This is a genomic window from Micromonospora sp. NPDC005205 (genome assembly GCF_040608275.1).
Lineage (GTDB): Bacteria > Actinomycetota > Actinomycetes > Mycobacteriales > Micromonosporaceae > Micromonospora.
In genome coordinates this window covers 309,721-334,515 of the sequence record NZ_JBEXHV010000002.1, presented here as the reverse complement: position 1 = coordinate 334,515, position 24,795 = coordinate 309,721, and the positions used below count along the sequence as shown (strand labels likewise).

General features: G+C 71.2%; 22 protein-coding genes. 15 read left to right on the top strand and 7 right to left on the bottom strand.

Going from position 1 to position 24,795, the window contains the following annotated elements:
• Nucleotides 1-9 precede the first annotated feature (9 nt).
• Nucleotides 10-1,068 (top strand): hypothetical protein, encoded by a 1,059-nt coding sequence (locus tag ABZU43_RS06225; RefSeq protein ID WP_355005467.1) that lies wholly within the window; start codon nt 10-12, stop codon nt 1,066-1,068.
• A 47-nt stretch (nt 1,069-1,115) separates the two neighbouring features.
• On the opposite strand, the gene ABZU43_RS06220 is transcribed toward ABZU43_RS06225, so the two are convergent.
• On the bottom strand, nt 1,116-2,348 hold the full coding sequence (locus ABZU43_RS06220; RefSeq protein ID WP_355005466.1) for a serine hydrolase domain-containing protein: 1,233 nt from the start codon (nt 2,346-2,348) through the stop codon (nt 1,116-1,118).
• Nucleotides 2,349-2,445: 97 nt separating this feature from the next.
• Between ABZU43_RS06220 and ABZU43_RS06215 the strand changes: the two genes are divergently transcribed.
• From ABZU43_RS06215 to ABZU43_RS06205, 3 genes are all read left to right on the top strand, one after another.
• Nucleotides 2,446-3,039, top strand: a complete 594-nt coding sequence (locus tag ABZU43_RS06215; RefSeq protein WP_355005465.1) for a pentapeptide repeat-containing protein — start codon at nt 2,446-2,448, stop codon at nt 3,037-3,039.
• 200 nt (nt 3,040-3,239) lie between these two features.
• Nucleotides 3,240-4,172 carry a hypothetical protein gene (locus ABZU43_RS06210; protein WP_355005464.1) on the top strand — a complete coding sequence of 311 codons (933 nt, stop codon included), beginning with the start codon at nt 3,240-3,242 and terminating at the stop codon, nt 4,170-4,172.
• Between the two features lie 115 nt (nt 4,173-4,287).
• Nucleotides 4,288-4,617, top strand: a complete 330-nt coding sequence (locus tag ABZU43_RS06205; RefSeq protein WP_355005463.1) for a hypothetical protein — start codon at nt 4,288-4,290, stop codon at nt 4,615-4,617.
• Between the two features lie 45 nt (nt 4,618-4,662).
• Here ABZU43_RS06205 and dacB read toward each other — a convergent pair whose 3' ends face one another.
• Both dacB and ABZU43_RS06195 read right to left on the bottom strand, forming a co-directional pair.
• Complete coding sequence (dacB, locus tag ABZU43_RS06200) at nt 4,663-6,246, bottom strand: D-alanyl-D-alanine carboxypeptidase/D-alanyl-D-alanine-endopeptidase (protein ID WP_355005462.1); 1,584 nt, start codon at nt 6,244-6,246, stop codon at nt 4,663-4,665.
• A 66-nt stretch (nt 6,247-6,312) separates the two neighbouring features.
• Nucleotides 6,313-7,029, bottom strand: a complete 717-nt coding sequence (locus ABZU43_RS06195; protein WP_355005461.1) for an aquaporin — start codon at nt 7,027-7,029, stop codon at nt 6,313-6,315.
• 109 nt (nt 7,030-7,138) lie between these two features.
• Between ABZU43_RS06195 and ABZU43_RS06190 the strand changes: the two genes are divergently transcribed.
• Both ABZU43_RS06190 and ABZU43_RS06185 read left to right on the top strand, forming a co-directional pair.
• Complete coding sequence (locus ABZU43_RS06190) at nt 7,139-8,212, top strand: NAD(P)-binding domain-containing protein (protein ID WP_355005460.1); 1,074 nt, start codon at nt 7,139-7,141, stop codon at nt 8,210-8,212.
• Between the two features lie 191 nt (nt 8,213-8,403).
• Nucleotides 8,404-8,685 carry an adhesin gene (locus ABZU43_RS06185; RefSeq protein ID WP_091393621.1) on the top strand — a complete coding sequence of 94 codons (282 nt, stop codon included), beginning with the start codon at nt 8,404-8,406 and terminating at the stop codon, nt 8,683-8,685.
• A gap of 8 nt (nt 8,686-8,693) precedes the next feature.
• Here the strand turns inward: ABZU43_RS06185 and ABZU43_RS06180 are convergent, their stop codons facing one another.
• On the bottom strand, nt 8,694-9,764 hold the full coding sequence (locus tag ABZU43_RS06180) for a hypothetical protein (RefSeq protein WP_355005459.1): 1,071 nt from the start codon (nt 9,762-9,764) through the stop codon (nt 8,694-8,696).
• Nucleotides 9,765-9,855: 91 nt separating this feature from the next.
• Between ABZU43_RS06180 and ABZU43_RS06175 the strand changes: the two genes are divergently transcribed.
• The 4 genes from ABZU43_RS06175 (at nt 9,856) to ABZU43_RS06160 (ending at nt 14,818) form a co-directional block, all read left to right on the top strand.
• Complete coding sequence (locus tag ABZU43_RS06175) at nt 9,856-10,734, top strand: sulfotransferase domain-containing protein (protein WP_355005458.1); 879 nt, start codon at nt 9,856-9,858, stop codon at nt 10,732-10,734.
• A 233-nt stretch (nt 10,735-10,967) separates the two neighbouring features.
• Entirely contained in the window at nt 10,968-11,360 is a 393-nt protein-coding gene (locus ABZU43_RS06170; protein WP_355005457.1) for a cupin domain-containing protein, read from the top strand.
• Nucleotides 11,361-11,403: 43 nt separating this feature from the next.
• Nucleotides 11,404-13,203, top strand: coding sequence for a glycoside hydrolase family 15 protein (locus ABZU43_RS06165; RefSeq protein ID WP_355005456.1), 1,800 nt, complete (start codon nt 11,404-11,406; stop codon nt 13,201-13,203).
• A gap of 262 nt (nt 13,204-13,465) precedes the next feature.
• A complete protein-coding gene (locus ABZU43_RS06160) occupies nt 13,466-14,818 on the top strand; it encodes a pectate lyase (protein ID WP_355005455.1) in 1,353 nt (450 codons plus the stop codon).
• A 51-nt stretch (nt 14,819-14,869) separates the two neighbouring features.
• On the opposite strand, the gene ABZU43_RS06155 is transcribed toward ABZU43_RS06160, so the two are convergent.
• Both ABZU43_RS06155 and ABZU43_RS06150 read right to left on the bottom strand, forming a co-directional pair.
• A complete protein-coding gene (locus ABZU43_RS06155; protein ID WP_355005454.1) occupies nt 14,870-16,060 on the bottom strand; it encodes a threonine synthase in 1,191 nt (396 codons plus the stop codon).
• A 14-nt stretch (nt 16,061-16,074) separates the two neighbouring features.
• A complete protein-coding gene (locus ABZU43_RS06150) occupies nt 16,075-17,124 on the bottom strand; it encodes a DNA polymerase ligase N-terminal domain-containing protein (protein WP_355005453.1) in 1,050 nt (349 codons plus the stop codon).
• A 94-nt stretch (nt 17,125-17,218) separates the two neighbouring features.
• On the opposite strand from ABZU43_RS06150, the gene ABZU43_RS06145 reads away from it, so the two are divergent.
• The 3 genes from ABZU43_RS06145 to ABZU43_RS06135 all read left to right on the top strand — a co-directional run bounded on the left by ABZU43_RS06145 (nt 17,219) and on the right by ABZU43_RS06135 (nt 19,254).
• Nucleotides 17,219-18,007, top strand: coding sequence for an aldo/keto reductase (locus ABZU43_RS06145; RefSeq protein WP_355005452.1), 789 nt, complete (start codon nt 17,219-17,221; stop codon nt 18,005-18,007).
• Nucleotides 18,008-18,133: 126 nt separating this feature from the next.
• Nucleotides 18,134-18,286, top strand: coding sequence for a hypothetical protein (locus tag ABZU43_RS06140; RefSeq protein WP_238666485.1), 153 nt, complete (start codon nt 18,134-18,136; stop codon nt 18,284-18,286).
• Entirely contained in the window at nt 18,286-19,254 is a 969-nt protein-coding gene (locus ABZU43_RS06135; protein ID WP_355005451.1) for an N-acetylmuramoyl-L-alanine amidase, read from the top strand. Before ABZU43_RS06140 ends, ABZU43_RS06135 begins: the two co-directional genes overlap by 1 nt.
• A gap of 164 nt (nt 19,255-19,418) precedes the next feature.
• Here the strand turns inward: ABZU43_RS06135 and ABZU43_RS06130 are convergent, their stop codons facing one another.
• Complete coding sequence (locus ABZU43_RS06130) at nt 19,419-20,540, bottom strand: cellulose binding domain-containing protein (protein WP_355005450.1); 1,122 nt, start codon at nt 20,538-20,540, stop codon at nt 19,419-19,421.
• 299 nt (nt 20,541-20,839) lie between these two features.
• On the opposite strand from ABZU43_RS06130, the gene ABZU43_RS06125 reads away from it, so the two are divergent.
• Together ABZU43_RS06125 and ctaD are read left to right on the top strand one after the other, a co-directional pair.
• Entirely contained in the window at nt 20,840-21,946 is a 1,107-nt protein-coding gene (locus tag ABZU43_RS06125; RefSeq protein ID WP_355005449.1) for an FAD-dependent monooxygenase, read from the top strand.
• Between the two features lie 130 nt (nt 21,947-22,076).
• Nucleotides 22,077-23,837, top strand: coding sequence for a cytochrome c oxidase subunit I (gene ctaD / locus ABZU43_RS06120; RefSeq protein WP_355005448.1), 1,761 nt, complete (start codon nt 22,077-22,079; stop codon nt 23,835-23,837).
• Nucleotides 23,838-24,795 lie beyond the last annotated feature (958 nt).

The window sequence follows — 24,795 nt, the reverse complement described above, 5'->3', positions numbered from 1 at the left end:
CGGGGACCCATGAACAACCCTTCCGTCCCTCGCCGACTGCTCGCCTGGGCGGTGCCGGCCACCCTCGCGTTCGCCGTCGTCGCGCCGGCCCTGCCGGCTCAGGCCGCCCCGGCCAACACCCCGACCTCGGCCGTCGCCGGCCCTGTCGACAAGGACCTCAACGGCGACGGCGTTCCCGACCTGGTGACCGTCGGCGGCACCACGACGGGCCTCGCCTCCGGCGTCTGGGCGGCGCGGGGTCGGGTCGACGCGACCACCGGCGTCGGCACCGGCCGCGTGAAGGTCCCGGCCGTGAACATCGGCGTCCACGGCAACGGGGTCTCCGGCAACGACATCCCGGCCGCGGATTTCGACGGCGCCCAGGTGATCACCGGACGCTTCTTCGGCACCGCGAACCAGGACTTCCTGGCCTACTACCCGGGTGGCGTCAACGCCGGAGGCGGCAGCTTCATCGCGGGCGTCGGCGACGGCACGATGGTGAACCCGTACCGCGGCAGCGGACAGGTCACTCTCATCCGCGATTACCTCCTCGACGAGTACGGCAACTCTCCGATCCAGCTCGTCAACGGGTTCACGGCGGACGGCGTCGACACCGGCATCCCGGACCTGCTGGGCATCGTCGGCGACGCGAGCAACGGTTACCGCCTGGCCTACTACCCCAACGTCTGGGCACCCAGCCTCTACCTTCCGCTGCCGCAGGGCAACGCCACTCCGACCGGCGGCAGCGACTGGCAGAACTGGACCCTCGCCAGCACCGAGCTGGCCTCGGGGGCGGCGTTGGTGCTGCGTAACGCCACCACCGGTGACCTCTACCTCTGGCAGGGCGTCACCATGACCGACAACGGCGACGGGACCGGCGCGCTCGCCTACACGCAGTACCGGCTCGCCTCCGGGTGGAACACGGGCGTCGCGATCAGCAGCCTCACCGCCGCCGACCAGAACGCCGACGGCGTGGCGGACCTGTGGGCGGTGTTCCCGGACGGCAGCGTGCGGGCGTACCTGATCTCGAACCTCTCGGCCGTGAAGCCGGCGAAGATCCGGGCGATCCAGGCGCAGCAGCTCCGCTGACCTGAGGTGTGGGGTCCGTCAGCCGCAGACGACGGACCCCACACCGGTCAGTCGACCAGGGCGGCGTAGACGAGCTGGCGCAGCTGGGAGCGGAGCGGGTAGGTGCTCGACGGCATCAGCTGCGTGAACAGCAGCGCGGTGATCTCCTCGGCCGGGTCGACCCAGAACGCGGTGCTGGCCACCCCACCCCAGTAGTACTCGCCGACGCTGCTGGGCACCCGGCTGGGGACCGGGTCGTCGACCACCGCGAAGCCGAGACCGAAGCCGATCCCGTCCAGTGTGGTCTCCGCGAAGCCGCCGGTGGACAGGGTGCCCAGATCCCGACCACCGGGCAGGTGGTTGCGGGTCATGAACCGCACAGTGCGCGGCCCGAGCAGCCGGACGCCGTCAAGCTCGCCGCCGCGCAGCAGCAACTGCGTGAACCGGTGGTAGTCGGCGGCGCTGGAGATCAGGCCGCCACCGCCGGAGAGCAGCGCCGGCTTGCTGAACGCGAGCGACCCCAGGCTGTCGTAGCGGACGGCCCGACCGCTGCGCGGTTCCGGTACGTAGAGCGCGGCCAGCCGGTCGGCCTCGTCGGCCTCCACCCACCAGCGGGTGTCGGTCATGCCCAGTGGGCCGAAGATCCGGTCGGCGAAGAACGCGTCGAGGCTCTGCCCGGAGATCACCTCGACGAGTCGGCCGAGCACGTCGGTGGCGACGGAGTAGCCCCACGCCGAGCCGGGCTGGAACAGCAGCGGCAGCTCGCCGAAGGCCGCGCAGGCGCCGGCCAGGTCGACGTCCGCTGGTGGGTACAGGTCGTAGCCGGCGGCCCGGTAGAGCCCGTCGACCACCGAGGTCTGCATGAAGCCGTACGTCAGGCCGGCCGTGTGGGTGAGCAGGTGCCAGACCCGGATCGGCTCGACCGCCGGCACCGTGTACGGCTTGAGCGCCGACCCCTTGGAGTAGACCCGCAGGTCGGCGAACTCGGGCAGCCAGCGGCTGATCTCGTCGGTCAGCTCGAACCGGCCCTCCTCCCACAGCATCATCGCCGCGACCGAGGTGACCGGCTTGGTCATCGAGTAGATCCGCCACAGGGTGTCGGCCTCGACCGGTGCGCCCGACTCGCGGTCGCGCAGCCCGTACGTCGAGGAGTGCGCCACCTCGCCGCGCCGGGTGACCACCACCTGCCAGCCGGCCAGCCGGCCGTCGTCGACGTACCGGCCGAAGTGCTCGTCGATCCGCGCCAGCCGCGCCCTGTCGAAACCGATCTGATCCGGGTCCTTGCTCCGAGCCACACTCACGCCGCCGAACCTACTCGCCGGTACAACGAAGCGGGAAGGGGGCCGGCACCGGCCCCGCCGGCGGTCGGCTGTCGGCCGCGCCCACTAGCCTGGCCGGATGCCTGAGTTGACCGAGGACGTGACGTTCCGCAACGAGGACTGGTACGGCGAGGAGCTGACCGACCGGCACTTCGTGGGTTGCGAGTTCTTCGGGGTGGACCTGACAGAGGCGGTGAGCAGGGGTGCTGTCTTCACCGGGTGCACGTTCGGCAACGTGGCGTTCAACGCCTCCCGACATGTCGACTCCGCCTTCACCCGTTGCGTGTTTCGGCGGTGCAATTTCTTCGAGGCCGAGTTCACCGGCTGCAAGCTGGTCGGCAGCACCTTCAGTGAGTGCGATCTGCGTCCCTTGACGGTGGACGGCGGTGACTGGTCCTTCGTCGCGTTGCCCGGCGCCGACCTGCGTGGCGTCCGGCTGACCGGGGTGCGCATGCGCGAGGTGGACCTCACCAGGGCCAACCTCAACGGTGCTACGGTCACCGGTGTCGATCTTTCCGGGGCGCAGCTGACAAACGTCCGGCTCGACGGCGCCGACCTGCGGGGCAGCGATCTCACCGCGCTGGACCCGACGGCCGTCGAACGGGCCGGTGCCGTGATCGACGTCGAGCAGGCAGTGGTCGTCGCGCAACTGCTCGGCTTCCGGATCGGCTGACCCGGAAAGGGCTTCTGGTCTGCCCAGGTGCCCGTCCGGGGCGGTCGGGTTGTCCGGCAGCGTCCCATTGTGGGCTGGACACGTCCGGCAGTCCGGATCTAGCGTGTCGTCCACGCCCGGGTAAACGTGAAACTGCCCACAGTGGTTGCGTGTGGTCCTCGGCGGTCCAAAACGGCCGGGCGGCGGAGTTGGAGGGGTCGGTGGCGGACGAAGACCGCACGCGGGCTGGTTCGAGGGCTGGCGACACGCCGTCGAAGCACCGTCCGCGTGCCATTACCGCCGGGAAGACCCGCAGTGTGTTGCGCCGCGCCCGACAGCGGCGGCGCTGGGCGGTGGAGGGAACGGCCGTACTCGTCTGCCTGGTGGTGTTGATCTCGTATCTCGCCACCCGGTCCGGTCCGGCGCCGGACGACGACCAGGCGGTTCCGGGTGGCGTTTCCGTCAGTTCCCCTCGTTTCCCGGCCGCCGAGGGGCGCACCGGCGAGACGGGGCCGGCGACGCCCGGCCTGCGTCCGCGCCAGCGCCCACCCTCGCCGGAACCGACGCCGTCGGCCAGCGCGCCCGCCCCGCCACCGCCGAAGCCCGGTTCGCCGGCGCTGACGGTGAGCCGGGGCGAGATGCCCGCCATCGTCGACCTCACCGCCGTGGGCGCCCGGGACTGGGTGCACTGGGGGGAGCGCGGCGGCAGGTCGACGAACCGCAAGCGTTCCGGCTCCGGCGAGATCATCGACGGCAGTGGCCCGGGTCGGCGGGTCGGTTGGGACGGCAACCAGGAGTACGTGCGCTGGGCCGACGGCACGCCGGAGCGGTCGACGGACGGCAGCTCCAACGGCGTCTACGTCTGCGGTGCCGGGAACGGGTTCAGCCTCGCCGTCGCCGGCAGTGGTGAGCCGCGCACTGTCCAGCTCTACGGTGGCACCTGGATGGCTCGGGGGCGACTGGAAGCGCGGCTGTCCACCGGCGGGCCCGCCAGCATCGCCCGACTGGAAGACCCCTACACCAGTCAGAGCGCCCAGTTCACGATCCGCTTCACTCTGCCGAAGGGTGCCCGGCTGCTGTTGAACTGGACCGTCGAGAAGGTGTTCACGCAGCACTGCGGCAACGTCGGCCTCCAGGCCGTGACGGTGCGTTGACTGACTGACTGATCGCTGTGCGGTCGGCCAGCGGGACAGTTTGTCCGTCGCGGACCGTCGAACGCATCGTAACTTTCTGCTGTCCCCATCCGACCATCCAGTGTGGAGGCAGCCGATGAGCAGCAGCACCGCCCACCGTCTCCGTCGTGCCGCTTCGTCCGGCACCGGTGAAGCGTCCGGGGAGGTTCTTCGCGACATCCCCCTGCCGCCGTACGTGACGGGCGAGGACACCCAGTTCGCCGTACGGGCGGTGGTGGTGCACGCCCCCCGGCGGTGGTCCGGGGGCGTGGTCTGCCGTAACGACGCCAGCCCGCACCCGTGCCGCCTGCACCGCTGGGGCACCCGGGTGCTGGCGCTGCGCGGGCTGCGGGCCGCCGAGATCGCCGCGCTCATCGAACGCGGTGACCCGACGGCGGTGGTCCCCCCACCGGACCGTCCGGCCTGAGCGCTCGCCGGGCCGGGAGGCGCGTCCGCGCCTCCCGGCCATCGTTCAGCAGGTGATCGGTTTGACCCAGGAACACTCGACGCCCTCCGGGGTACGCGGCGTCTCCGGCACCGCCGGCGGGGCCACCCGTGCCGTCGACGCACCACCCTCGCGGAAACCGGCAAGCGCCACGGCGACCTGGTCCTCGAGCGACTTCACCGACGCCGTCAGGTAGTTGTTGAGCAGGATGGAAAACGCCAGCAGTCGCCCATCGGCGCTGGTCACGTAGCCGGAGAGCCCGGATACACCGGTCAGGCTGCCGGTCTTGGCGTGCACGTTGCCCGCAGCCGGCGTGCCGGCCATCCGGCTGCGCAAAGTGCCGCCGACGAACCGCTCCGGCTGACCGGCGATCGGCAGCGCCGCGTACCAGGTCGCGAACCACGGTTCGGCGCGGACCGCGCTCAGCAGGTCGACGAACTCGGCCGCCGGGATCAGGTTGCGCCGGGACAATCCCGAGCCGTCACGCTGGCGCAGACTCCCGGTGTCCATTCCGGTGTCGGCGACGTACTCGCTGATCGCGGTGAGGCCGGCCGTCCAGGTGCCGGAGCCGGAGAGCACCCGACCGATCTCCTTGGTCAACACCTCGGCGTGCCCGTTGTTGGACAGCTTCAGGAATGGCGTCATCAGATCGCCCAGGCTCATCGAGTCGTGGCGTGCCACCGGGTGGGCCGTCTCCGGGGTGGGCTGGCCGAGCACGGTCCGGCCGAGCACCCGGACGCCGTGTCGGTGCAGCGCCGACCGGAACACGTCGGCCGCGTAGCCGGTGGGTTCCCAGACGGTGACCCAGTCGCTGGCGGGCTCGTCGCCGACGGCGATCTGACCGGTCACCACGACGGTGTTGCCGCCGTGCTCGCGCTCGATCGAGATCGAGGTCTCGCCGTCGCTGACCGTCCGGGCGCGGTTGTCGACAGTGACGTACCCGGTTGCGGGGGTGGTGGTGACCACTGGCGGGGCGCCGGCCCGGTCGGCTGGTGCGGCGTGCACGATCACGGTGCCCGCGTCGTAGTCGGCGTCCGGGGCGACGGTGAGCGCGGAGACCTGCGCGGCGTAGTAGTAGGGCTCGTCGTCCCAGGTCCAGTCGGGGCCGAGTCGGGTGTTGTCGTAGCGGGTGTCGTCGGCGACCAGGTTTCCGGTGACCACCCGCACGCCGTCGGCGGCGACCCGCGCGGCGAGCGCGTCGTAGTCGGCGGCGAGCATTGTCGGGTCGCCCCCACCGCGCAGGTAGAGGTTGCCGGAGAGCAGGCCCGCACGGCGCTTGCCGCTGGCGAGTACGTCGGTGCCGAAGCGGTGCCCCGGACCCAGCAGCTCAAGGGCCGCGGTCGAGGTCAGCAGCTTGGTGTTGGACGCCGGGACCAGCCGGCGGTCGCCGTTGCGGTCGTAGAGCGTCTGGCCCGTGCTGGTGTCGACGACGACCACCGACGCCTGCGCGCCGGCCAGCCGGGTGTCGGCGAGGATCGTGTCGATGGTGTCGTGCAGGCGGGTCGTCGCGGGGGTGGGCGATTCGGCTGTGGCACCGGGCGCGGCGGCGGTGGCCGCGGTGGCGACCAGCGCGAGCAGCGCGAGGGCCCGGGGAAAGTGACGACGATGCATCCGCTGATGCTGTCACGGAGATAATCGCCAGAAAAGGCCCTCAGGCGAAAGTTATTGCCGTCCGTGTCATTTTGGCTTGCCGACCGTCTTCTCGTGGCCACCCCAGTAGTGCCGCTGTGCGCCCATGACCAGTGGTGCGACGAGCGCGGCGAGCGCCCCACCGAGCAGCGGGAAGACGATGAACACCCAGAGCTGCCGCAGCGCCACGCCGCCCTCGAAGACCGCCGGGCCGAGCGCGCGGGCCGGATTGACCGCAGCTCCGGTCAGCGTCACGCCCACCAGTTGGGTAACGGCCAGGGCCAGGCCGATGGCCAGCCCGGCGGTGCCCGGATTCTCACTCCGACTGGTCACCACCAGCACCACCAGCACGAAGAGGAAGGTCAGCACGACTTCCAGCACGGCTGCCCCGCCCCGGTTGATGTGCGCGCCGTAACCGTTGGTGCCCAGGGCCCCGGTCTGGTCCGCGACGTCGCCCCAACGGGTGAGCGCCCAGAGCACGAAACCCGCGACTGTCGCGCCGACGAACTGCGCGATCCAGTACGCCACCGCCCCGAGTACCGAGATCTTGCCGGAGAGCAGCACACCGAGCGTCACCGCTGGGTTGACGTGGCTGCCGGAGAGGGGGCCGATCGTGTAGACGAGGGCCACCATCACGAACCCGAAGGCCAGCGCCACCACCACCACGCCGCCCTGGACCCGGGCGGCGACCGCGCTGCCCACTCCGAAGAACACCAGCAGAAAGGTGCCGAGGAATTCGGCCGCGTACCGACGGAAGTCACTCATTCACTCAGCGTAAGCGCAGCTCAGGTGGCCGAAGCCGGAATGGCGGTCTGTGACCGGCGCGACGGTCGAGGACGGGCACAGCGATGACGTCCCGCGCGTTGTAGCCCACGTGGACACCCACTTTGTGGACGTCGTGGTGATCGGCGCCGGGCAGGCCGGCCTGAGCGCCGGCTACCACCTGCACCGCACCGGCTTCGCGCCCGGCAGCGGCTTCGTCATCCTCGACGCCGACAACGGGCCCGGCGGCGCCTGGCAGCACCGCTGGCCGACGCTGGTCTTCGACCGCGTGCACGGCTTCCATGACCTTCCCGGGCTGCCGTTCCCGCCCACCGAGCCGCAGCGCCCGGCTTCCGAGCAGGTCAGCGCCTACTTCGCCGGGTACGAGAGGGCCTTCGACCTGCCGGTGCGGCGGCCGGTGCGGGTCCGGGGGGTGCACTCCCGCCCGGACGGACGACTGGACGTGCGCACCGACCGGGGCACCTGGACCGCCCGGGCCCTGATCAACGCCACCGGCACCTGGACGCGACCGTTCTGGCCGCACTACCCGGGCCGGTCGACGTTCCGGGGACGCCAGTTGCACACCGCCGACTACCGGGGGCCCGCCGAGTTCACCGGCCTGCGCGTGGTGGTGGTCGGCGGCGGCACCTCGGCCGTGCAACTGCTCGGCGAGGTCTCCACGGTCGCGGCGGCCACCACCTGGGTGACCCGCCGGCCGCCGACGTTCAACGACGAGGAGTTCGGCCCGGAACTGGGTCGCGCCGCGGTGGCTCGGGTGGACCGGGTGGTCCGCTCCGGCCGGCCACCGGGAAGTGTGGTGGGCGTGACCGGGCTTCCGGTCACCCCGGAGGTACGCCGACTGCGCGAGCGCGGCGTCCTCGACCGGCTACCCATGTTCGACCGGATCACACCCGACGGGGTGGCCTGGACGGACGGGCGGAACGTGTCGGCGGACGTGATCCTCTGGTGCACCGGCTTCCGGGCTGCCATCGACCATCTCGCCCCGCTGGGGCTGCGTGCGCCGGGCGGCGGTATCACCATGGACGGCACCCGGGTGGTCGCCGACGCTCGGGTTCACCTGGTCGGGTACGGCCCCTCGGCCAGCACTATCGGGGCCAACCGGGCCGGCCGCGCGGCGGTAAACGAGATTCGCGCCTGGCTGGCGCCGGCCGCCGTTCTCCACTGACCTGGCTCTATTTGACGGATGGTCGGCCAGCGGGCACGGTGGGAGTGACGGGGCCGTCAGCTGCCCCGATTCGATGCGACGGCGATGATCGTTCGCCCCTCTGTCGCCTCCCACGTTGCTCGTACGCGGACCGACTGTCCGGTCCGCGCGGTATCCGACCGCGAGCCGACAATTCACGAGGAGTTCCGTCAATGCTCACCATGACCGACAACGCCGTGCTCGTCATCCGTGACCTCGCCAACCAACAGGACGTCGCCCAGGACGGCGGTGTGCGTATCGCCGCCGACACCGAGGCGGGCTCGCTCACCGTCGAGCTGGTGCCCGAACCGGTACAGGGCGATCGGGTGGTCGACAACCAGGGCGCCCGGATCTTCCTGGACGAGGACGCCGCCGAGCTGCTCGGGGACGCGTCGGTGGACGCGACGGTCGACGACGAGGGCATCATCCAGTTCGGCTTCACCGAGAAGCAGTAGACCCCGCCTCAGCGCAGCGATCGTCCCCGCTGCGGTGGTGGCCCCTGCCCGGGGTGCCACCGCGGCGCGCCGTCTCCTGCCGGATGCGACAGCGTGGCGAGCACGTGCGCCAGGTGGTGCGAGGTGCTCCACGCCGCCCAGTTGGCGGTCGAGCCGGCCCCGGCGCCCCGGCGGGCCCGGCGCAGCAGCTCATGGTCACCCCAGGAGAAGGCCGCACCGGTGGTCGGCCAGTGCGGTGCCGACACCAGCGTGCGACACAGGTCGGCGAAGCGGTCGTCGCCCCGGCCGCCGCGTCGCGCCCAGCGGTAGACCCACCAGCTGCCGTCGTCGGTGTAGCGCACGGTCGGCAACCGGTCGCCAGTGTCATCCGCGCCCGGCCCGGCCGGGTGGACGCCGTAGTCGCCGTAGTCGACCCCGGCGTCGGCCAGCCGCCGCCACAGTCGCCAGTCCCAACGGTCCAGTTGGACAGGCTCGTCGGTGGGCAGACGGGACAGCGTCGGAGGCATACCGCCCGCCGCCACCGTCACCGACCGCCAGGCGTGTCGGCGGGCCCAGTCCAGCAGGTGGCGTACCCGGGGCTCGGCGGTCCGCACCTCCGCCGGGCAGCAGACGTCCCCCGCGTCCACCAGCAGGTCGCACTCCTCCGGGGCGAGGCTGGTGAACCGCCAGATCCGTTCCACAGCCGTGGTGCTCGCGTCCGGCCCGGCCCGGTCCCGACCGGCCCGTAGCCGGATGAGCGCGCGTCGGCCGTACGCCCGCGCCGCCGCGCCGTGCGCGACCAGCCGGTGGTCGTTCTCGGAGAGCCCGATCACCGGCACCACCGGTACGCCCCAACGGGTCAGCTCCGCCTCGGGGATGTCGGGCAGTGCGCTGACGTCGACGGCGGGCAGCAGCCCGGGTGGCATCCGGCGAATGGCGTCCGTCGTGGACCGACCGATCGCGCCGATCTCCAGGATCGGGGCGACCAGTGCGGCGTACGCGGGATCGAGGTGGCTCAGGGCCTCAAGCTCGCCCCGTCGGTTGGCGAGGATGGGGCGGTAGACCGGTGCCGTCGCCCGGCCCCCGTGGGCGGGCACCATACTTCAATCTAGCCAGGCAGATGGACATGCCCCAGGAATGTAAGCCGGAATTCGGCTGCTCGACTGTCGGTTCGGCGACTACCATCCACCGATGCCCACGCCGATTCACCGCTACCAATCCGACGAAGAGGACAGCGCGCGGTGGGGCGGGTTCCCGTTCCGCGACGGTGACATCGTGATCAGCACCCGCTCCAAGAGCGGCACCACGTGGATGCAGATGATCTGTGCGCTCCTGGTGCTCCGTACCCCGGAGTTGCCAGCGCCGCTGACAGAGCTCTCGCCGTGGCTGGACTGGTTGGGCGAGCCGCAGGCCACCGTGTACGACCGGCTGGCCGCCCAGCCACACCGGCGGTTCATCAAGACGCACACCCCGCTGGACGGGGTGCCGCTCGACCCTCGGGCGCACTACGTGGTGGTGGCCCGGCACCCGCTGGACATGGCGGTCTCCCTCTACCACCAGGGCGCGAACCTGGACCGGGCGCGCATCGCCGAGCTGACCGGCCAACCCGTCCCGGCCGGGCCGCCCCCGCAGCGGCCCTCGGTACGGGAGTGGTTGCCGAGCTGGGTCGACCGGGAGGCGGACCCCCGCGCCGCGCTGGATTCGCTGCCCGGAGTGCTGATGCACCTCAGCGACGCGTGGGCCCGCCGGCACGAGCCGAACGTCGAGCTTGTGCACTACGACGACCTGCTGGCCGATCTGGGCGGTGAGATGCGCCGGCTCGCCGACCGGTGGAAACTCCCGAGCCCGGGGCCGGAGTTGGTGGAGGCGGCCACCTTCGGTCGCATGCGGGAGCGGGCTGACCGGCTCGCACCGGACACGCGCGGCGTGCTGCGCGACCGGCAGGCGTTCTTTCGCCGTGGCGGCTCAGGGCAGGGGCGAGATCTCCTGGACGAGGCCGGCCTCGTCCGCTACCGGCGACGGGTCGCGGCGCTGGCCCCACCCGACCTGCTCACCTGGCTGCACCGCTAGGTCACAAGAGCGCGCGGCGCCGCTCCGTGATCGGAACGTCGCCGCGCTCTGGCCGTCTCCCACCACCGCAGCCGTTCGGCGGTACGCCGGCGGGGACCTGGCTCGACCGGCCGTTCGCGCCGGTCCGCTCCTCGATCCCCGGTCCGTGCGGATCCAAACCCGCCCAGCGTCAGGAATTCCACCATTCGTGAACCCCGGCGTGGCGCACCGCCGGACGGGGTAAGAGCGTGGGCATGGAGCATTTCACTATCGCGACTGTCGCCGAGCAGAGCCCGGATTTCCGGCGCGTGCTGTGGACCGGTGAGCACACCCAGTTGGTCATCATGACCATCCCCGCCGATGGGGAGATCGGCGAGGAGGTGCACGAGGACATCGACCAGATCCTCACCTTCGTGAGTGGCGTCGGCGAGGCGCGGGTCGCCGGCGCGAAGCGGAAGGTCGTCGCGGGCGACCTGGTCGTGGTGCCGGCGGGCACCAAACACAACTTCGTCAACACCGGTCCCAACCCGCTGGTGCTCTACACGGTGTACGGGCCGCCGGAGCACGCCGACAAGGCCGTGCACAAGACCAAGGAAGAGGCCGACGCGGCCGAGGCGGCGGGCGAGGACGAGCCACCGACCGAGTGATCGCCTCCGGCCTGATCCGGGCCGATGCGGGTACCCCCGGCGGGTGGAGCAGCAGCCGCAGATCTCCGACTACGGGTTTCTGTCGGACTCTCGTTCGGGTGCCCTGGTCGGCAAGGACGGCTCGATCGACTGGTGGTGCCCGCACCGGTTCGACGGGTCGTCCGTGTTCGCGCGGTTGCTCGACCCGGGAGCCGGCCACTTCCGGCTGGCGCCGGTAGGGGTCGGCGGCCCGGGTCACCGGGTGGAGCGGGCGTACCTGCCGGACACGTTGGTGCTGCGGACGGTGCACCACACCCCGCACGGCAGCGTGGCGGTCACCGACGCGCTGGCCGCCGAGGTCGGCGCCCGCGCCCACGAGCTGGGCAAGAACTCACCCGCCGTGCTGATCCGGGTCGTTCAGGGGCTCTCCGGGCGGGTGCGCATGGCGTTGGACTTCGCGCCCCGCCCGGAGTACGGCCTGCTCACGCCGTACCTGCACGAGCAGCCGGACGGCGGGGTGCTGGCCGGTGCCGGCCCGGTGGTGCTGATGTTGCGCGCCGGAGGTCTGCACCTGCGGGCGGGCACCGACCGGGTGACCCACGAGTTCGAGGTCTCCGCCGGTCAGGTGATCGGGATGGACCTCGCGTTCGGTGAGGCGTACGGCGACCCGCCGGCCCGGGTGGACCCGCTGACCACCCTTGCCGAGACGACGCAGGCGTGGCGGGCGTTCCGGGAGACGCATACCTATTCCGGTCGCTACCCCGAACTCGTCACGCACAGCGCGACGGTCCTGACCGGTCTCACGTACGCCCGCAGTGGCGCGGTCGCCGCCGCGTTGACCTCGTCGTTGCCGGAACAGATCGGCGGCGACCGGAACTACGACTACCGCTACTCCTGGTTGCGGGACTTCTCGTTGACCATGCGGGCTCTCTGGGTGGCGGCCTGCCCGGACGAGACGTCCCGGCTGTTCACCTGGGTGACCCGCTCGATCGGCCGGTTCGGCGACGAGCCCGTGCCGGTGCTCTTCGGGCTGGAGGGGGAGCGCGACCTCTCCGAGCACCACTGCAACCATCTGCGCGGCTACCGCGACAGTCGACCCGTGCGGGTCGGCAACGACGCCTGGCGGCAGCGGCAGCTCGACGTGCCGGGTGAGGTGATGTCGGCGGTGTGGCGGCTGCGCGACTACCTGGGCACGCGGTTCGAGGACGAGCTTCGGGAGATGGTGCTCGGGCTGACCGAGCAGGTGGCCACGACGTGGCACCTGCCGGACCGGGGCATCTGGGAGACCCGCGACGAGGAGCGCCACTACGTCTCGTCCAAGGTGTCCTGCTGGTTGACCATGGACCGGGCGGTGGGGCTCGCCGACCGGCTGGGTGATCGGGCCGACCCCCGTCGCTGGGCGCGGGTACGCGACGAGATCCGCGACACGGTGCTGCGCGAGGGGTGGAACGACCGGATCGGCGCGTTCACCGGCGCGTTCGGATCGCCGGAGCTGGACGCCTCGGTGCTCGCCCTGCCGGTCACGCACTTCCTGCCGGCCACCGACCCGCGGATGCGCTCGACGATCGCGATGGTCGAGCGCGAGCTGGGCACCGAGGACGGCCTGCTGCGGCGCTGGACGACCGACCCGGCCGGGTTCCTGCTGTGCTCGTTCTGGCTGGTGGAGTGCCTGGTGATGACGGGTGAGCCGAAGCGCGCGGAGGCGCTCTTCGAGCGGGTCGTCGGTTACTCCAACGACGTGGGACTGTTCAGCGAGCAGATCGACCTCGCCACCGGCATGCAGCTGGGCAACATGCCACAGGCGCTCTCGCACATCGGGCTGATCAACGCGGCCTGGCGGATCACCGAGCCGGAGAGCTACTGACCCGGTGGGCGTTTCCGTCAGGGCCGGAATCCTGCAACAGACCTGCAAGCGCCAGGCATTGACGCTGATGGTTGGATAGCCCTAGCCTCGATGGAGTGGGAAAGCCCTTTCCCAGGGCTGTTGATCCCGCTTCACCCCGCTTCGGATCCGGGCGTCCGACGACGGGGGCGCACACCGATCCCGTTCAACGCCGCACGCCGTGCGAACCCGTCTCGGTGCGGCCGCCGAGGGATCACCACCACATGCGTCAAGGAGGACACCTGTGCAGAAAAGACGACTCTCCGGCCGCCGACCACTCCTGCTGGCGGTGGGCGCCGGGGTGACCGCGGCAGCCCTCGCCGCCGGCATGACCTCGGCCTTCGCGGCCACCGTCTTCAGCGACGACTTCACCGACGGCGACACCTCCGGCTGGTCCAAGTCCGGTGGCACCTGGACCGTCGACGGCTCGGGCGTGCTCAACCAGTCCAACGCCGGTAGCGAGCTGGCCCGCCAGTTCGCCGGCCAGAGCAGCTGGACCAACTACTCCGTGCAGGCCCGGGTCAGGCCGACGAGCTTCGGCTCGTCCAGCGCCCTGGTCGGGCTCGCCGCCCGCTCCACCAGCAGCACCAAGATGTACCGGCTGGCCCTGCTCGGCTCCGGCCGGGCCGAACTCCAGGCGGTGAACGGAAGCTCCGTCACGGCGATCGGTTCCGCCGCGCTGGGCATCGGCACCGGCACCTGGTACACGCTGCGCATCGAGACCAGCGGCAGCACCATCCGCGGCTTCGTCAACGGCACCCAGATCGCGTCCGGCAGCAACAGCCTGGCCGGTGCGGGCCGGATCGGCCTGGTCACCGCGTACGCCAGTGGCGGCTTCGACGACGTGCTTGTCGACTCGTCCGGCGGCGGCACCCCGACCACCCCGCCACCGACGACCACTCCGCCACCCACCACCACACCTCCGCCGGCTGGCTGGCCGACGCCCACCGGCAGTCAGAAGGTGGACGCCACGATCCCGGTCTCCGGCTCGTTCGACGGTGGGCTCAAGCGCTACTACGGCATCGGTGACGGCGGGCAGAGCGAGAGTCAGGACCCGATGTTCGAGCTGGCCGCCGGCGCCACCCTGCGCAACGTGATCATCGGTGCTCCGGCCGGCGACGGCGTGCACTGCGAGGGCAACTGCACCCTGATCAACGTCTGGTGGGAGGACGTCGGCGAGGACGCGGCGACCTTCCGCGGCGGCACCACGTACACGGTCGACGGCGGTGGGGCCCGCTCGGCCAGCGACAAGGTCTTCCAGCACAACGGCTCGGGCACCGTCTACATCAAGAACTTCCGGGTGGAGAACGCCGGCAAGCTCTACCGCGCCTGCGGCAACTGCTCCACGTCGTACCAGCGGCACGTGGTGATCGACAACGTCATCGTCCGGAACACCGACGCGATCGCCGGCATCAACACCAACTGGGGCGACACCGCCCGGTTCAGCCGGATCACCATCGTCGGCGACCCGGACCGGGAGACCTCGATCTGCGTGAAGTACAAGGGCGTACCGAAGGGCAGCGAGCCGACCGAGATCGGCGAGGGCGCCGACGGCGTCAACTGCCTCTACTCGCCCTCGGACATCACCTACCAGTAGACCGGCACGACGGCGCCCCGCGCACCGCCCGGTCCGCGGGGCGCCGTCACCTCACCCCATCAGGGGTACGCCGGAGACGTCGACAGTGTCCGGATACTTCAGCCCGGCGCCGGTGTTGAGCACCACCACCCGCTCGCCGGCCCGGATCCACCCGCCAGCGCGCAGTTGCTTGGCCGCGGTGAGGCAGGCCGCCCCCTCCGGGCAGAGCAGCAGCCCCTCCCGGGCGGCGAAGTCCCGCAGATCGGCCAGGATGTCCGCGTCGTCGACGGCGACCGCCGTGCCGGAGGACTCCCGCAGCGCCGCCAGGATCAGCTCGTCGCCCAGCGGGGCCGGCACCGTGATGCCGAACGCCACGGTGTGCGCGTCCGTCCACGGCTGGGCCCGATCCTCGCCGGCGGCGAAGGCCCGCACGATCGGCGCGCAGCCGGTGGACTGCACCGCCACCAGCCGGGGCAGCTTGTCGCCGATCCAGCCCAGCTCGCGCAGCTCGTGCAGCGCCTTGTGGATGCCGATCAGGCCCACCCCGCCGCCGGTCGGATAGATGATCACGTCCGGCGTCTGCCAGCCGAGCTGCTCGACGATCTCGTACCCCATCGTCTTCTTGCCCTCCAGCCGGTAGGGCTCACGCAGCGTGCCGGCGTCGAAGATCGCCCCGTTCGACTCCGCGATCAGCTCGGCCACCCGCCGACCGGCGTCGCCGATCAACCCGTCGACCAGGCGCAGGTCGGCACCGGCGGCGACGCACTCGCGCCGGCAGATGCTCGGCGCCTCCAGCGGCATGACGATCGTCGCGCCCATTCCGGCCCGCGCGGCGTACGTCGCCCAGGCCGACCCGGCGTTGCCGTTGGTGGGCATCGCGATCCGCTCGACGCCCAGCTCGCGGGCCCGGCTCACCCCGACCGCCGCGCCCCGGGCCTTGAACGAGCCGGTCGGGATCAGCCCCTCGTCCTTGACCATCAGGTCCGCGATGCCGATCTCGGTGCCGTACGCCGGGGCCCGCAACAGCGGCGTCCAGCCCTCACCCAGCGTGGTGACGTGCCGAGGGTCGGCGACCGGCAGCAGCTCCCGGTAGCGCCACAGGTCGGCCGGGCGCAGCGGGAAGTGTTCCGGGGTGACCACGGTCGCCACAGCCGGCAGGTCGTAGCGGGCCAGCAGCGGCGACCCGCACTCGCAGAGATTCTGTAACCGGTCGGCGGCGTGTTCCGTGCCGCAGCGCGGGCAGTCCAGGTGAGTCAGGTACACGTCGCTCCTCGCCGTCACACCGCGTCGATGCTCAGCCAGTGCCGGCTGCGCCGCCCCGGCTGGTAGACCGAGTCCAGTCGCTTGGCGACCACGCCCGGCAGGCCCTGTTCCCGCCCGGCACGCAGGGCCTCGTCGCCCGCGCCCGGGAACCACGGCGGAGTCTGCCAGTGCGTACCGGACAAGACCAGCCCATCGAGCAGCTCCCGGCGTTGCGCGTACGGCACGTCGACGCTGCTCACGCCCTCCAACCAGAGCAGGTCGACGATCAGGTACTGGGCGCCGGCGGGGACCCGGCTGCCGGCGGCCGGCCGGACCGGGCGGACCCGGCCGGCACCGTCGATGCGGACCAGCACACCGTCGAGCACCGCCTCGGTCGGCGCGAGCGCCTCGGCCATCGCGCGCAGCCACGGATACCCGCCGGTGATCTCCTCGTCGGCCTCGGAGAGCAGCCGCAGTCGCCCTCCGGAGACGTACGCCATCGCCCGCACGCCGTCCCAGCGCAGCTCGTACCCCCAGGCGGCGAGGTCGCGGGGGAGCCCGGCGGCGGACGTGGCGTGCATCGGTCGGACCAGATCGGGCATCGGCGTCCAGCCCGGCGGCGCGGGGTCGGTGCGGCGGACCATCCAGTCCCGCCCCCCGGTGGCGAAGAGGACGTAGCGGCCGGCGGTCCGCTCACCGGAGAGCGTCACGATCACCTCGTCGTCGCGCCACTTCTCGCAGCGGTAGGTGCCCCGGTCGTGAATGAGCATCCGGCCGCCGCCGTACTCACCGGCGGGGATCTCACCGGCGAAGTCGAGGTACTCCATCGGGTGGTCCTCGGTGTGCACGGCGAGGTGGTTGTGACCCGGATCGCGGGGTAGACCGCGCGGGACAGCCCAGGACGCGAGCACTCCCTCGTGCTCCAGGCGCAGGTCCCAGTGCAGGCTGCGGGCGTGGTGCTGCTGGATGACGAAGCGGGCGGCGTCGGCGTCGGGGCCGGCCGGCGGCGGGCTCTCCGACGGCACCGGCTCGGGTGTGCGGGCCGCGTCCCGCCGTCGCCGGTACTCGTCCAGCCGGTCGGTCACACCCGCATTCTCCGGCAGAGCGGACCGGTGCGCTGGACGCCGGAGTGTCCGGTTCGCTCGGCGGTCGGGGGCGCGGCGGGGTAGAACGGACCTCATGGACCTCACCGACCAGCCCACCGCCCTGCTCCCCGGTGACGTGCGGATGCCCCTGCTCGGCTTCGGCACCTGGCAGGCCACCGGCCAGGCCGGTTACGACGCCGTGCTGGCCGCGCTCGACACCGGCTACCGGCACCTCGACACCGCCACCGTGTACGGCAACGAGCGGGAGGTCGGCCGGGCGGTACGCGAGAGCGGGCTGCGTCGGGAGGACCTATTCATCACCACCAAGCTCCCGCCCAACCGGGTGGGTCAGGAGCGCGCCACGCTGGAGGCCAGCCTGGAGGCGCTCGGCGTCGACCACCTGGATCTCTGGCTGATCCACTGGCCGCCGTCGTCGCCGGGGGACAGCATCCCGCTCTGGCGGGAGCTGATCGCCGCCCGGGACGAGAACCTCACCCGGGCGATCGGTGTCAGCAACTACAGCACCGCCCAGATCGACGAGCTGATCCAGTCCACCGAGGAGAACCCGGCGGTCAACCAGATCGAGTGGAGCCCGGCGCTGTACGACCGGCAGCGGCACGCCGAGCACCGGGACCGGGGCGTGGTGCTGGAGGGGTACAGCCCGTTCAAGACCAGCGACCTCAGTGACCCGGTGCTGGTCAGGATCGCCGCCGCGCACGGTGTCTCCCCGGCGCAGGTGGTGCTGCGGTGGCACATCGACCACGAGATCGTGGCGATCCCGAAGTCGGTGACCCCGGAGCGGATCACCGCCAACTTCGACGTCTTCCACTTCTCGCTCACGGCGGAGGAGATGCGCGACATCGACGCGCTCGGTGAGGTCTGAGTCGGCGAATTCCTTCACAGCGTGACGGGGGAATGAAGGGTATCGACATCGACGTACGTGACGGTATAGCGTCCCGTCATCACGTTCGTCGATCCGTTCGTACCCGCCAGTCGCTGGAGGATCGCCATGGCCAGAACCCCGTCCATCCGTCTGCCCCGTCGTGGGGTGCTCGGCATCCCCGCCCTGGTGGTCGCCGCGCTGACCGTCGTCACCCGACCCGCCGCCGCGAGCGCCGCGCCGAAGGCCGAATGCCTCGCCGACCTGCTTCAGGACGCCTGATGGCGACCATCCCCTGGCTGGTGGACGTGCTGCGCGCCGCCGGGGTCCAGGTCGTGGTCGAGGGGGACTGGCTCAACCGGATGCGGCCCGGGTCCTTCGACCCGATCGGAGTGCTCTGGCACCACACCGCCTCGACCTCCAGCGCCAGCAACCCGCACCCGGCACTCAACATCTGCATCAACGGCCGGTCCGACCTGCCGGGCCCGCTGTGTCAGGCGCTGGTCGACTACAACGGTGTCTTCCACGTCATCTCAGCCGGACGGTGCAACCACGCCGGGGCCAGCGGCGGCAGCGGACCGATCCCCGCCGGGGACGGCAACACCCTGATGATCGGATGGGAGATCGACTACAACGGCGTCAACCAGGAGATGACCGCCGCGCAGTACAACGCCTCGCTCGCCGCCACCGCGGCCGTGCTCACCCGGCTCGGCCGGGACAGCAGCTACGCCCGGGGCCACCGGGAGACCAGCACCAGCGGCAAGATCGACCCGTCCTTCATCGACCTGAACGTCATGCGCGCCGACGTGGCCGCGAAGATGTCCGGCGGGAACCCGCCGGCGTGGTCCTCCATCGTGGACAACACCACCGCCGGGCGGTTCACCGCCAGCGCGAACTGGGGTGTGTCGACGTACTCGGCGCAGCGCTACGGCGCCGACTACCGGTACGCGGAGCCGGTCGCGGCCAGTGACGCCGCCTGGTACAAGTTCAACGTCCCGGCCACCGCCAACTACCGGGTCGACGCCTGGTGGCCGGCGACCTCCGGATACAACGGTGCCGCCCCGTACATCGTCGCCACTACCACCGGCAACCGGACGGTCGTCGTCGACCAGCGGGCCACCGGCGGGCAGTGGCGGTCCCTCGGCACGTTCACGCTGCCGGCCGGGGACGCCAACCGGGTGGCGGTGAGCCGGTGGAGCAGCGCCACCGGTCTGATCGTCGCCGACGCCGTCCGCCTCACCCGAGTCTGACCCCGACGCCCGCCGTGGCTTGACCCGCCCGGCCCTGACTTGATCGACTCGACTTCCCTGAAGTCGGGGTGTCCCACGTGCGAGGATGCCCCGACTTCAAGGAACCCGAGTGGATCTCCTGAATGGTGGGGGCGCGACCGTACGGTCGCGCCCCCACCGTCAGTTCACGAGCGGGAGCAGTTCGCCCCGTTGAGCGAGAAACTGGTCGGGGACGAGTAGGCCCCGCTCAGGGTGCCCTGGTAGCCGAAGCTGGCCGTGCCCCCCGGTGCGACCGACCCGTTGTGGCCGACGTTGCGGGCGGTCACCGTCGACCCGCTCTGGCTCACCGTGGCGTTCCAGGCGTTGGTGACCGTCTGCCCGCCGGGCAGGCTGTAGCTCAGCGTCCAACCGTTGATCGCGCTGGACCCGGTGTTGGTGATCTGCACGTCGGCCGTGAAGCCGTTGTTCCACGAGTTCGCCGTGTACTTCACCGCGCAGCTCGCGCCACCGCTCGGCGGCGGGGTCGTCGGGTTGGTGGGCGGCTGACCGCCACCGTTGACGTTGGCCGAGAACGAGGTCACCGCGAGGCCGACACCGCCCTGCCACGGCTCGAAGCCGGCCTGGATGCTGGTCAGGTACCAGGAGTTGGTGATCGCGCCCCGGTTACGGGTGTCGTTGATGAAGTCCAGCACGCTGAAGTTCAGGCTGGAGATCGCCGAGGACGCGACGTAGGAGATGACGTTGTTGGAGCCGTTGCTGCCCCGCCAGACCTCCCAGGTACGGCCGGCCAGGTTCGTGGTGCCGACGACCGAGCCGATGGGCTGGATCGGGCCCTGCCGGTTGAGCCAGATCATGATCTCCATCTGGTTCACGCCGTCCCGCTTGGGCGACGGGTCCAGCCAGATGTCGTACGACGCGTTGTAGGTGGCGCCGCTGACGTAGCGGTAGGAGATGCTGCTGGTGGCGCTGCTGATCTGGCTCACCTGGATCGGCAGGTTCGTGCCGGGGGAGCAGTTGGTGTAGTGACAACCAAAGAACACCGAGGGGTACGCCGTGGGCGCCCCGTTGGTGGGGCTGCTCCCGTTCAGCGTGGTGATCTCGAAGCCGTTGCTGGTGGCGTTGATGCACTGCTGGGCGGTGGTGCCCCAGCGGTTGTTCTGCACCACGTAGCGGCCCTGGATGACTGTCGAGCCGTACTGTTCGCAGATCTGGGTGTCGGCGGAGGCGCTCCCGCCGAGGGCCACGGCCACCAGTGAACTGGCGACCAGCAACCCGGCGGCGGCCAGGGCCCGAAGTTGACGTTTCATGACACTCCTCGACTCGGCGCGTGCCGGGCGCCGGATGTGGTGGGGTGGTGCGGGAGCGCTCCCACGCTCAACGACACATTTACATGTCTGAAACTGGTGCGCAACCGTCCGCGTCGAACTGGTGAATTGTGAGGATTGCCATGCCCCGCCGGACGGCTGCCGACGGACGGCCAGCCAAGCGGCTCGGGTCGCCGACGAGCGGCGGGGAGTGGACCGATTGGGCCTGGTGTGCGCCGATCGCTCCGAGTAGCGTGTTGCCTCCAACGCGTGCCGCTCCCCCTCCGGAGGCGTACACCACCATGGGTGGCTCCCCCCTGCGCATCCTCGTCGTCGGCGCGGGCATCGCCGGCCTGGCCGTAGCCCGGGCGCTGCGCCTGGCGGGCTTCCGGCCCGACGTCACCGACAAGCTGCCACCGGGGGAGTCCACCGAGACCGGTCTCTACCTGCCCGGCAACGCCGCCCGCGCGCTGCACCGGCTCGACCTGCACGACCCGGTCCGGCCGATCGGGCAGGTGATCCACCGGCAGCGGTTCTACGACGCCGCCGGCGCGCAACTCTGCGAAGTCGACCTCGACGCCCTCTGGGCCGGCGTCGGCGAGTGCCGGGCGCTGCCCCGGGCCGACCTGCACCGGGTGCTGCTCAGCGGTGCCGGCGGCGCCGTCCGGCACGGCGCCGAGGTCCGCACCCTGGACCTGCTCCCGGGCGCGGTGGGCGTCACCTTCACCGACGGCACCACCACGGAGTACGACCTGGTCATCGGTGCCGACGGGCCACGCTCCTCGGTCCGCGCGCTGGCCGCGCTCGGTGGGCCGCCGCGCCCCGTCGGGCAGGTCGTCTACCGGGCCCTCCTACGCGACGGCCCACCGGTCACCGAGTGGACCGCGCTACTCGGCCAGCGCTCCGGGTTCCTGATGGTGCCGATCGGTGCCGGACGGCTGCACATCTACGCCGACGAGGCCGGCACCGAGGAACCCGCCGACCCCCTCGCCCGGCTGCGGGACCTCTTCGCCGACTACCGCGGCCCGGTGCCCGAGGTGCTGGCGGCCCTCGACGAGGTGCACGTCGGGATCACCGACGAGGTGGAGTTGGGTCGCTGGTACCGGGGGCGCGTCCTGCTGGTCGGCGACGCCGCGCACGCCACCGCGCCCACGCTGTCGCAGGGTGCGGCAATGGCCCTCGAGGACGCCGTGGTGCTGGCCGAGTCGCTGCGCGCCGCCAACAGCGTGGAGGCGGCCCTGGTGGCGTACGAAAGTCGTCGCCGTCCGCGTACCCGATGGGTGCGGGACCGGACCCGGGACCGCAACCGCACCAGGGACGTCCCGCCGGCGCTGCGCGACCCGCTGCTGCGCGGACGCGGCGACCGGATCTTCGGGGAGCACTACCGGCTCCTGCTCGGCCCGCTGTAGGCCCGTAGTAGATCGTGTCACGCCACCCCACGCGGCGCTGCGACCTGCCGGGGACTATCCTCCTTGCGGATGACGGCCCGCCGATAACCAGCGTGTGCCGAGCGGGACAACCGAGAACCGGAGGCCACTCGTGACCACCGTCGCACCCAAGCCGGTCGTGACCCGGCCCTGGCCGGTCCGGGAGCCGGTCAAGGGGTCGGCCATCGCGCGGCTGCTGCGAACCACGGACGCGAAGCAGATCGGGATCATGTACATGATCACCGCGTTCGTGTTCTTCATGATCGGTGGCCTGATGGCTCTGGTCATGCGTGCTGAGCTGGCCCGACCCGGGCTGCAGTTCCTGTCGCCCGAGCAGTACAACCAGCTCTTCACGATGCACGGCACGATCATGTTGCTGTTCTTCGCGACGCCGATCGTGTTCGCCTTCGCGAACTACATCGTGCCGATCCAGATCGGCGCGCCTGACGTCTCCTTCCCCCGGCTGAACAGCTTCGCCTACTGGCTGTACCTGTTCGGCGGAACGATGGCGACCGCCGGGTTCATCACCCCGGGTGGCGCCGCTGACTTCGGCTGGTTCGCGTACGCGCCGCTGAGCAGCGTCGAGCACTCGCCGGGCGTCGGCGCCAACATGTGGATCATGGGTCTGGCCATCTCCGGCCTGGGCACCATCCTTGGCGCCGTGAACATGATCACTACGGTGCTGACCCTGCGTGCGCCCGGCATGACCATGTTCCGGATGCCGATCTTCACGTGGAACATCCTGGTCACCAGCCTTCTGGTGATCCTGGTCTTCCCGCTGCTGGCCGCCGCGCTCTTCGCGCTCGCCGCGGACCGCATCCTCGGCGCGCACGTGTACGACCCGGCAACCGGTGGGCCGATGCTCTGGCAGCACCTGTTCTGGTTCTTCGGTCACCCCGAGGTGTACATCGTCGCGTTGCCGTTCTTCGGCATCATCAGCGAGATCATTCCGGTCTTCTCCCGCAAGCCGATCTTCGGCTACAAGGGTCTGGTCGCCGCGACCGTCGCGATCGCCGCGCTCTCCATGAGCGTCTGGGCGCACCACATGTTCGCCACCGGCCAGGTGCTGCTGCCGTTCTTCAGCTTCCTGAGCTACCTGATCGCCGTGCCGACCGGTATGAAGTTCTTCAACTGGATCGGCACCATGTGGCGGGGCCAGATCAGCTTCGAGACGCCCATGCTCTGGGCGGTCGGCTTCCTGGTCACCTTCCTCTTCGGTGGTCTCACCGGTGTGCTGCTGGCCAGCCCGCCGATCGACTTCCACGTGTCGGACTCGTACTTCGTGGTGGCGCACTTCCACTACGTTCTCTTCGGCACCATCGTGTTCGCGGTCTTCGCGGGCATCTACTTCTGGTTCCCGAAGATGTTCGGCCGGATGCTCGACGAGCGCCTGGGCAAGGTGCACTTCTGGCTCACCATGATCGGCTTCCACACCACGTTCCTGGTGCAGCACTGGCTCGGCGCCGAGGGCATGCCCCGCCGGTACGCCGACTATCAGGTGGCCGACGGCTTCACCACGCTGAACACGATCTCCACGATCGGCGCGTTCATCACCGGTATCTCCACGCTGCCGTTCATCTACAACTGCTGGAAGTCGTACAAGACCGGCCCGGTGGTCGAGGTGAACGACCCCTGGGGTCACGGCAACTCGTTGGAGTGGGCGACCAGCAGCCCGCCGCCGCTGCGCAACTTCGACCGGATGCCGCGGATCCGCTCCGAGCGGCCGGCGTTCGACGCGAAGTTCCCGGAGTTGGCGGCCGGTGGCCAGAGCCTGGCCGGCCCGCCGGAGGGTGGCGCCAAGCCGCTCACCAGCGAGTCGGACGGCGGAGCCAGCTACCGCGAGGACACCGCGAGCGACGTCGACCGGCACTGACACTCAAGCTCAGCAGTACGACGGGCGCCGCCCCCGGGACACCGGGAGCGGCGCCCGTCGCCATTTCCAGCCACTGTCACTCCCACTGTTCGCCCTCGTTCCGGCCGCTCCCCCTCGCTCCCCAGGCCCGCTCGGCATCGGCCCGGCCCGGCCCGGCCCGGCCCGGCCCGGCCCGGCCCGGCCTGTCCTGGGTCGGCCTGGCCTGGCGTCGGTTCGCTCGGCCCCTTTTCGGCTCGTTTCGGCCCGGCCTGGCTCGGTCGGCCTGGCTCGGTCCGGCCTGGCTCGGTCGGCCTGGCTCGGTCCGGCCTGGCTCGGTCGGCCTGGCTCGGTTCGGCCTGGCTCGGTCGGCCTGGCTCGGTTCGGCCTGGCTCCGTCCGGCCTGGCTCGGTCCGGCCTGGCTCCGTCCGGCCTGGCTCGGTTCGGCCTGGCTCGGCTCGGCTCGGCTCGGTTCGGCCTGGCCCGGCTTGGTTCGGCCTGGCCCGGCCCGGTGCAGTTTGGCCCGGCTGGCGTCGGCCCGGCCCGCCCGGCGCCGGCGCCGGCGCCGGCGCCGGAGCAGGCAATGTCGCTAGTAAGCGTGATGTCTGTGAGTCATCACGATGACTCACAGACATCACGCTTTATGGCGTGTATGCCTGCCGGCTGTCGGGCGGACACCGGGATATGCAGTTGTCCCGGCACGCCTGGAACTGAGCGGGCCGATGTAGCTACGTCAGATATTGAGCGCCTTGGCCGACACCGCCCTGCCCGCCCTGCCCTGCCCGCCCTGCCCGGCCCACAGCGCCCGGCCCACAGCGCCCGGCCCCGGCCGGCAGTGCCTGGCCCGCCCGGCCGGCAGTGCCTGGCCCCGGCCCGTAGTGCGTGGCCCCGGCCCGTAGTGCGTGGCCCTGGGCCGTAGTGCGTGGCCCCGGCCCGTAGTGCGCGGCCCGGTCTGGGCTGCCGCCCGGGGCGTGCCCGGCTT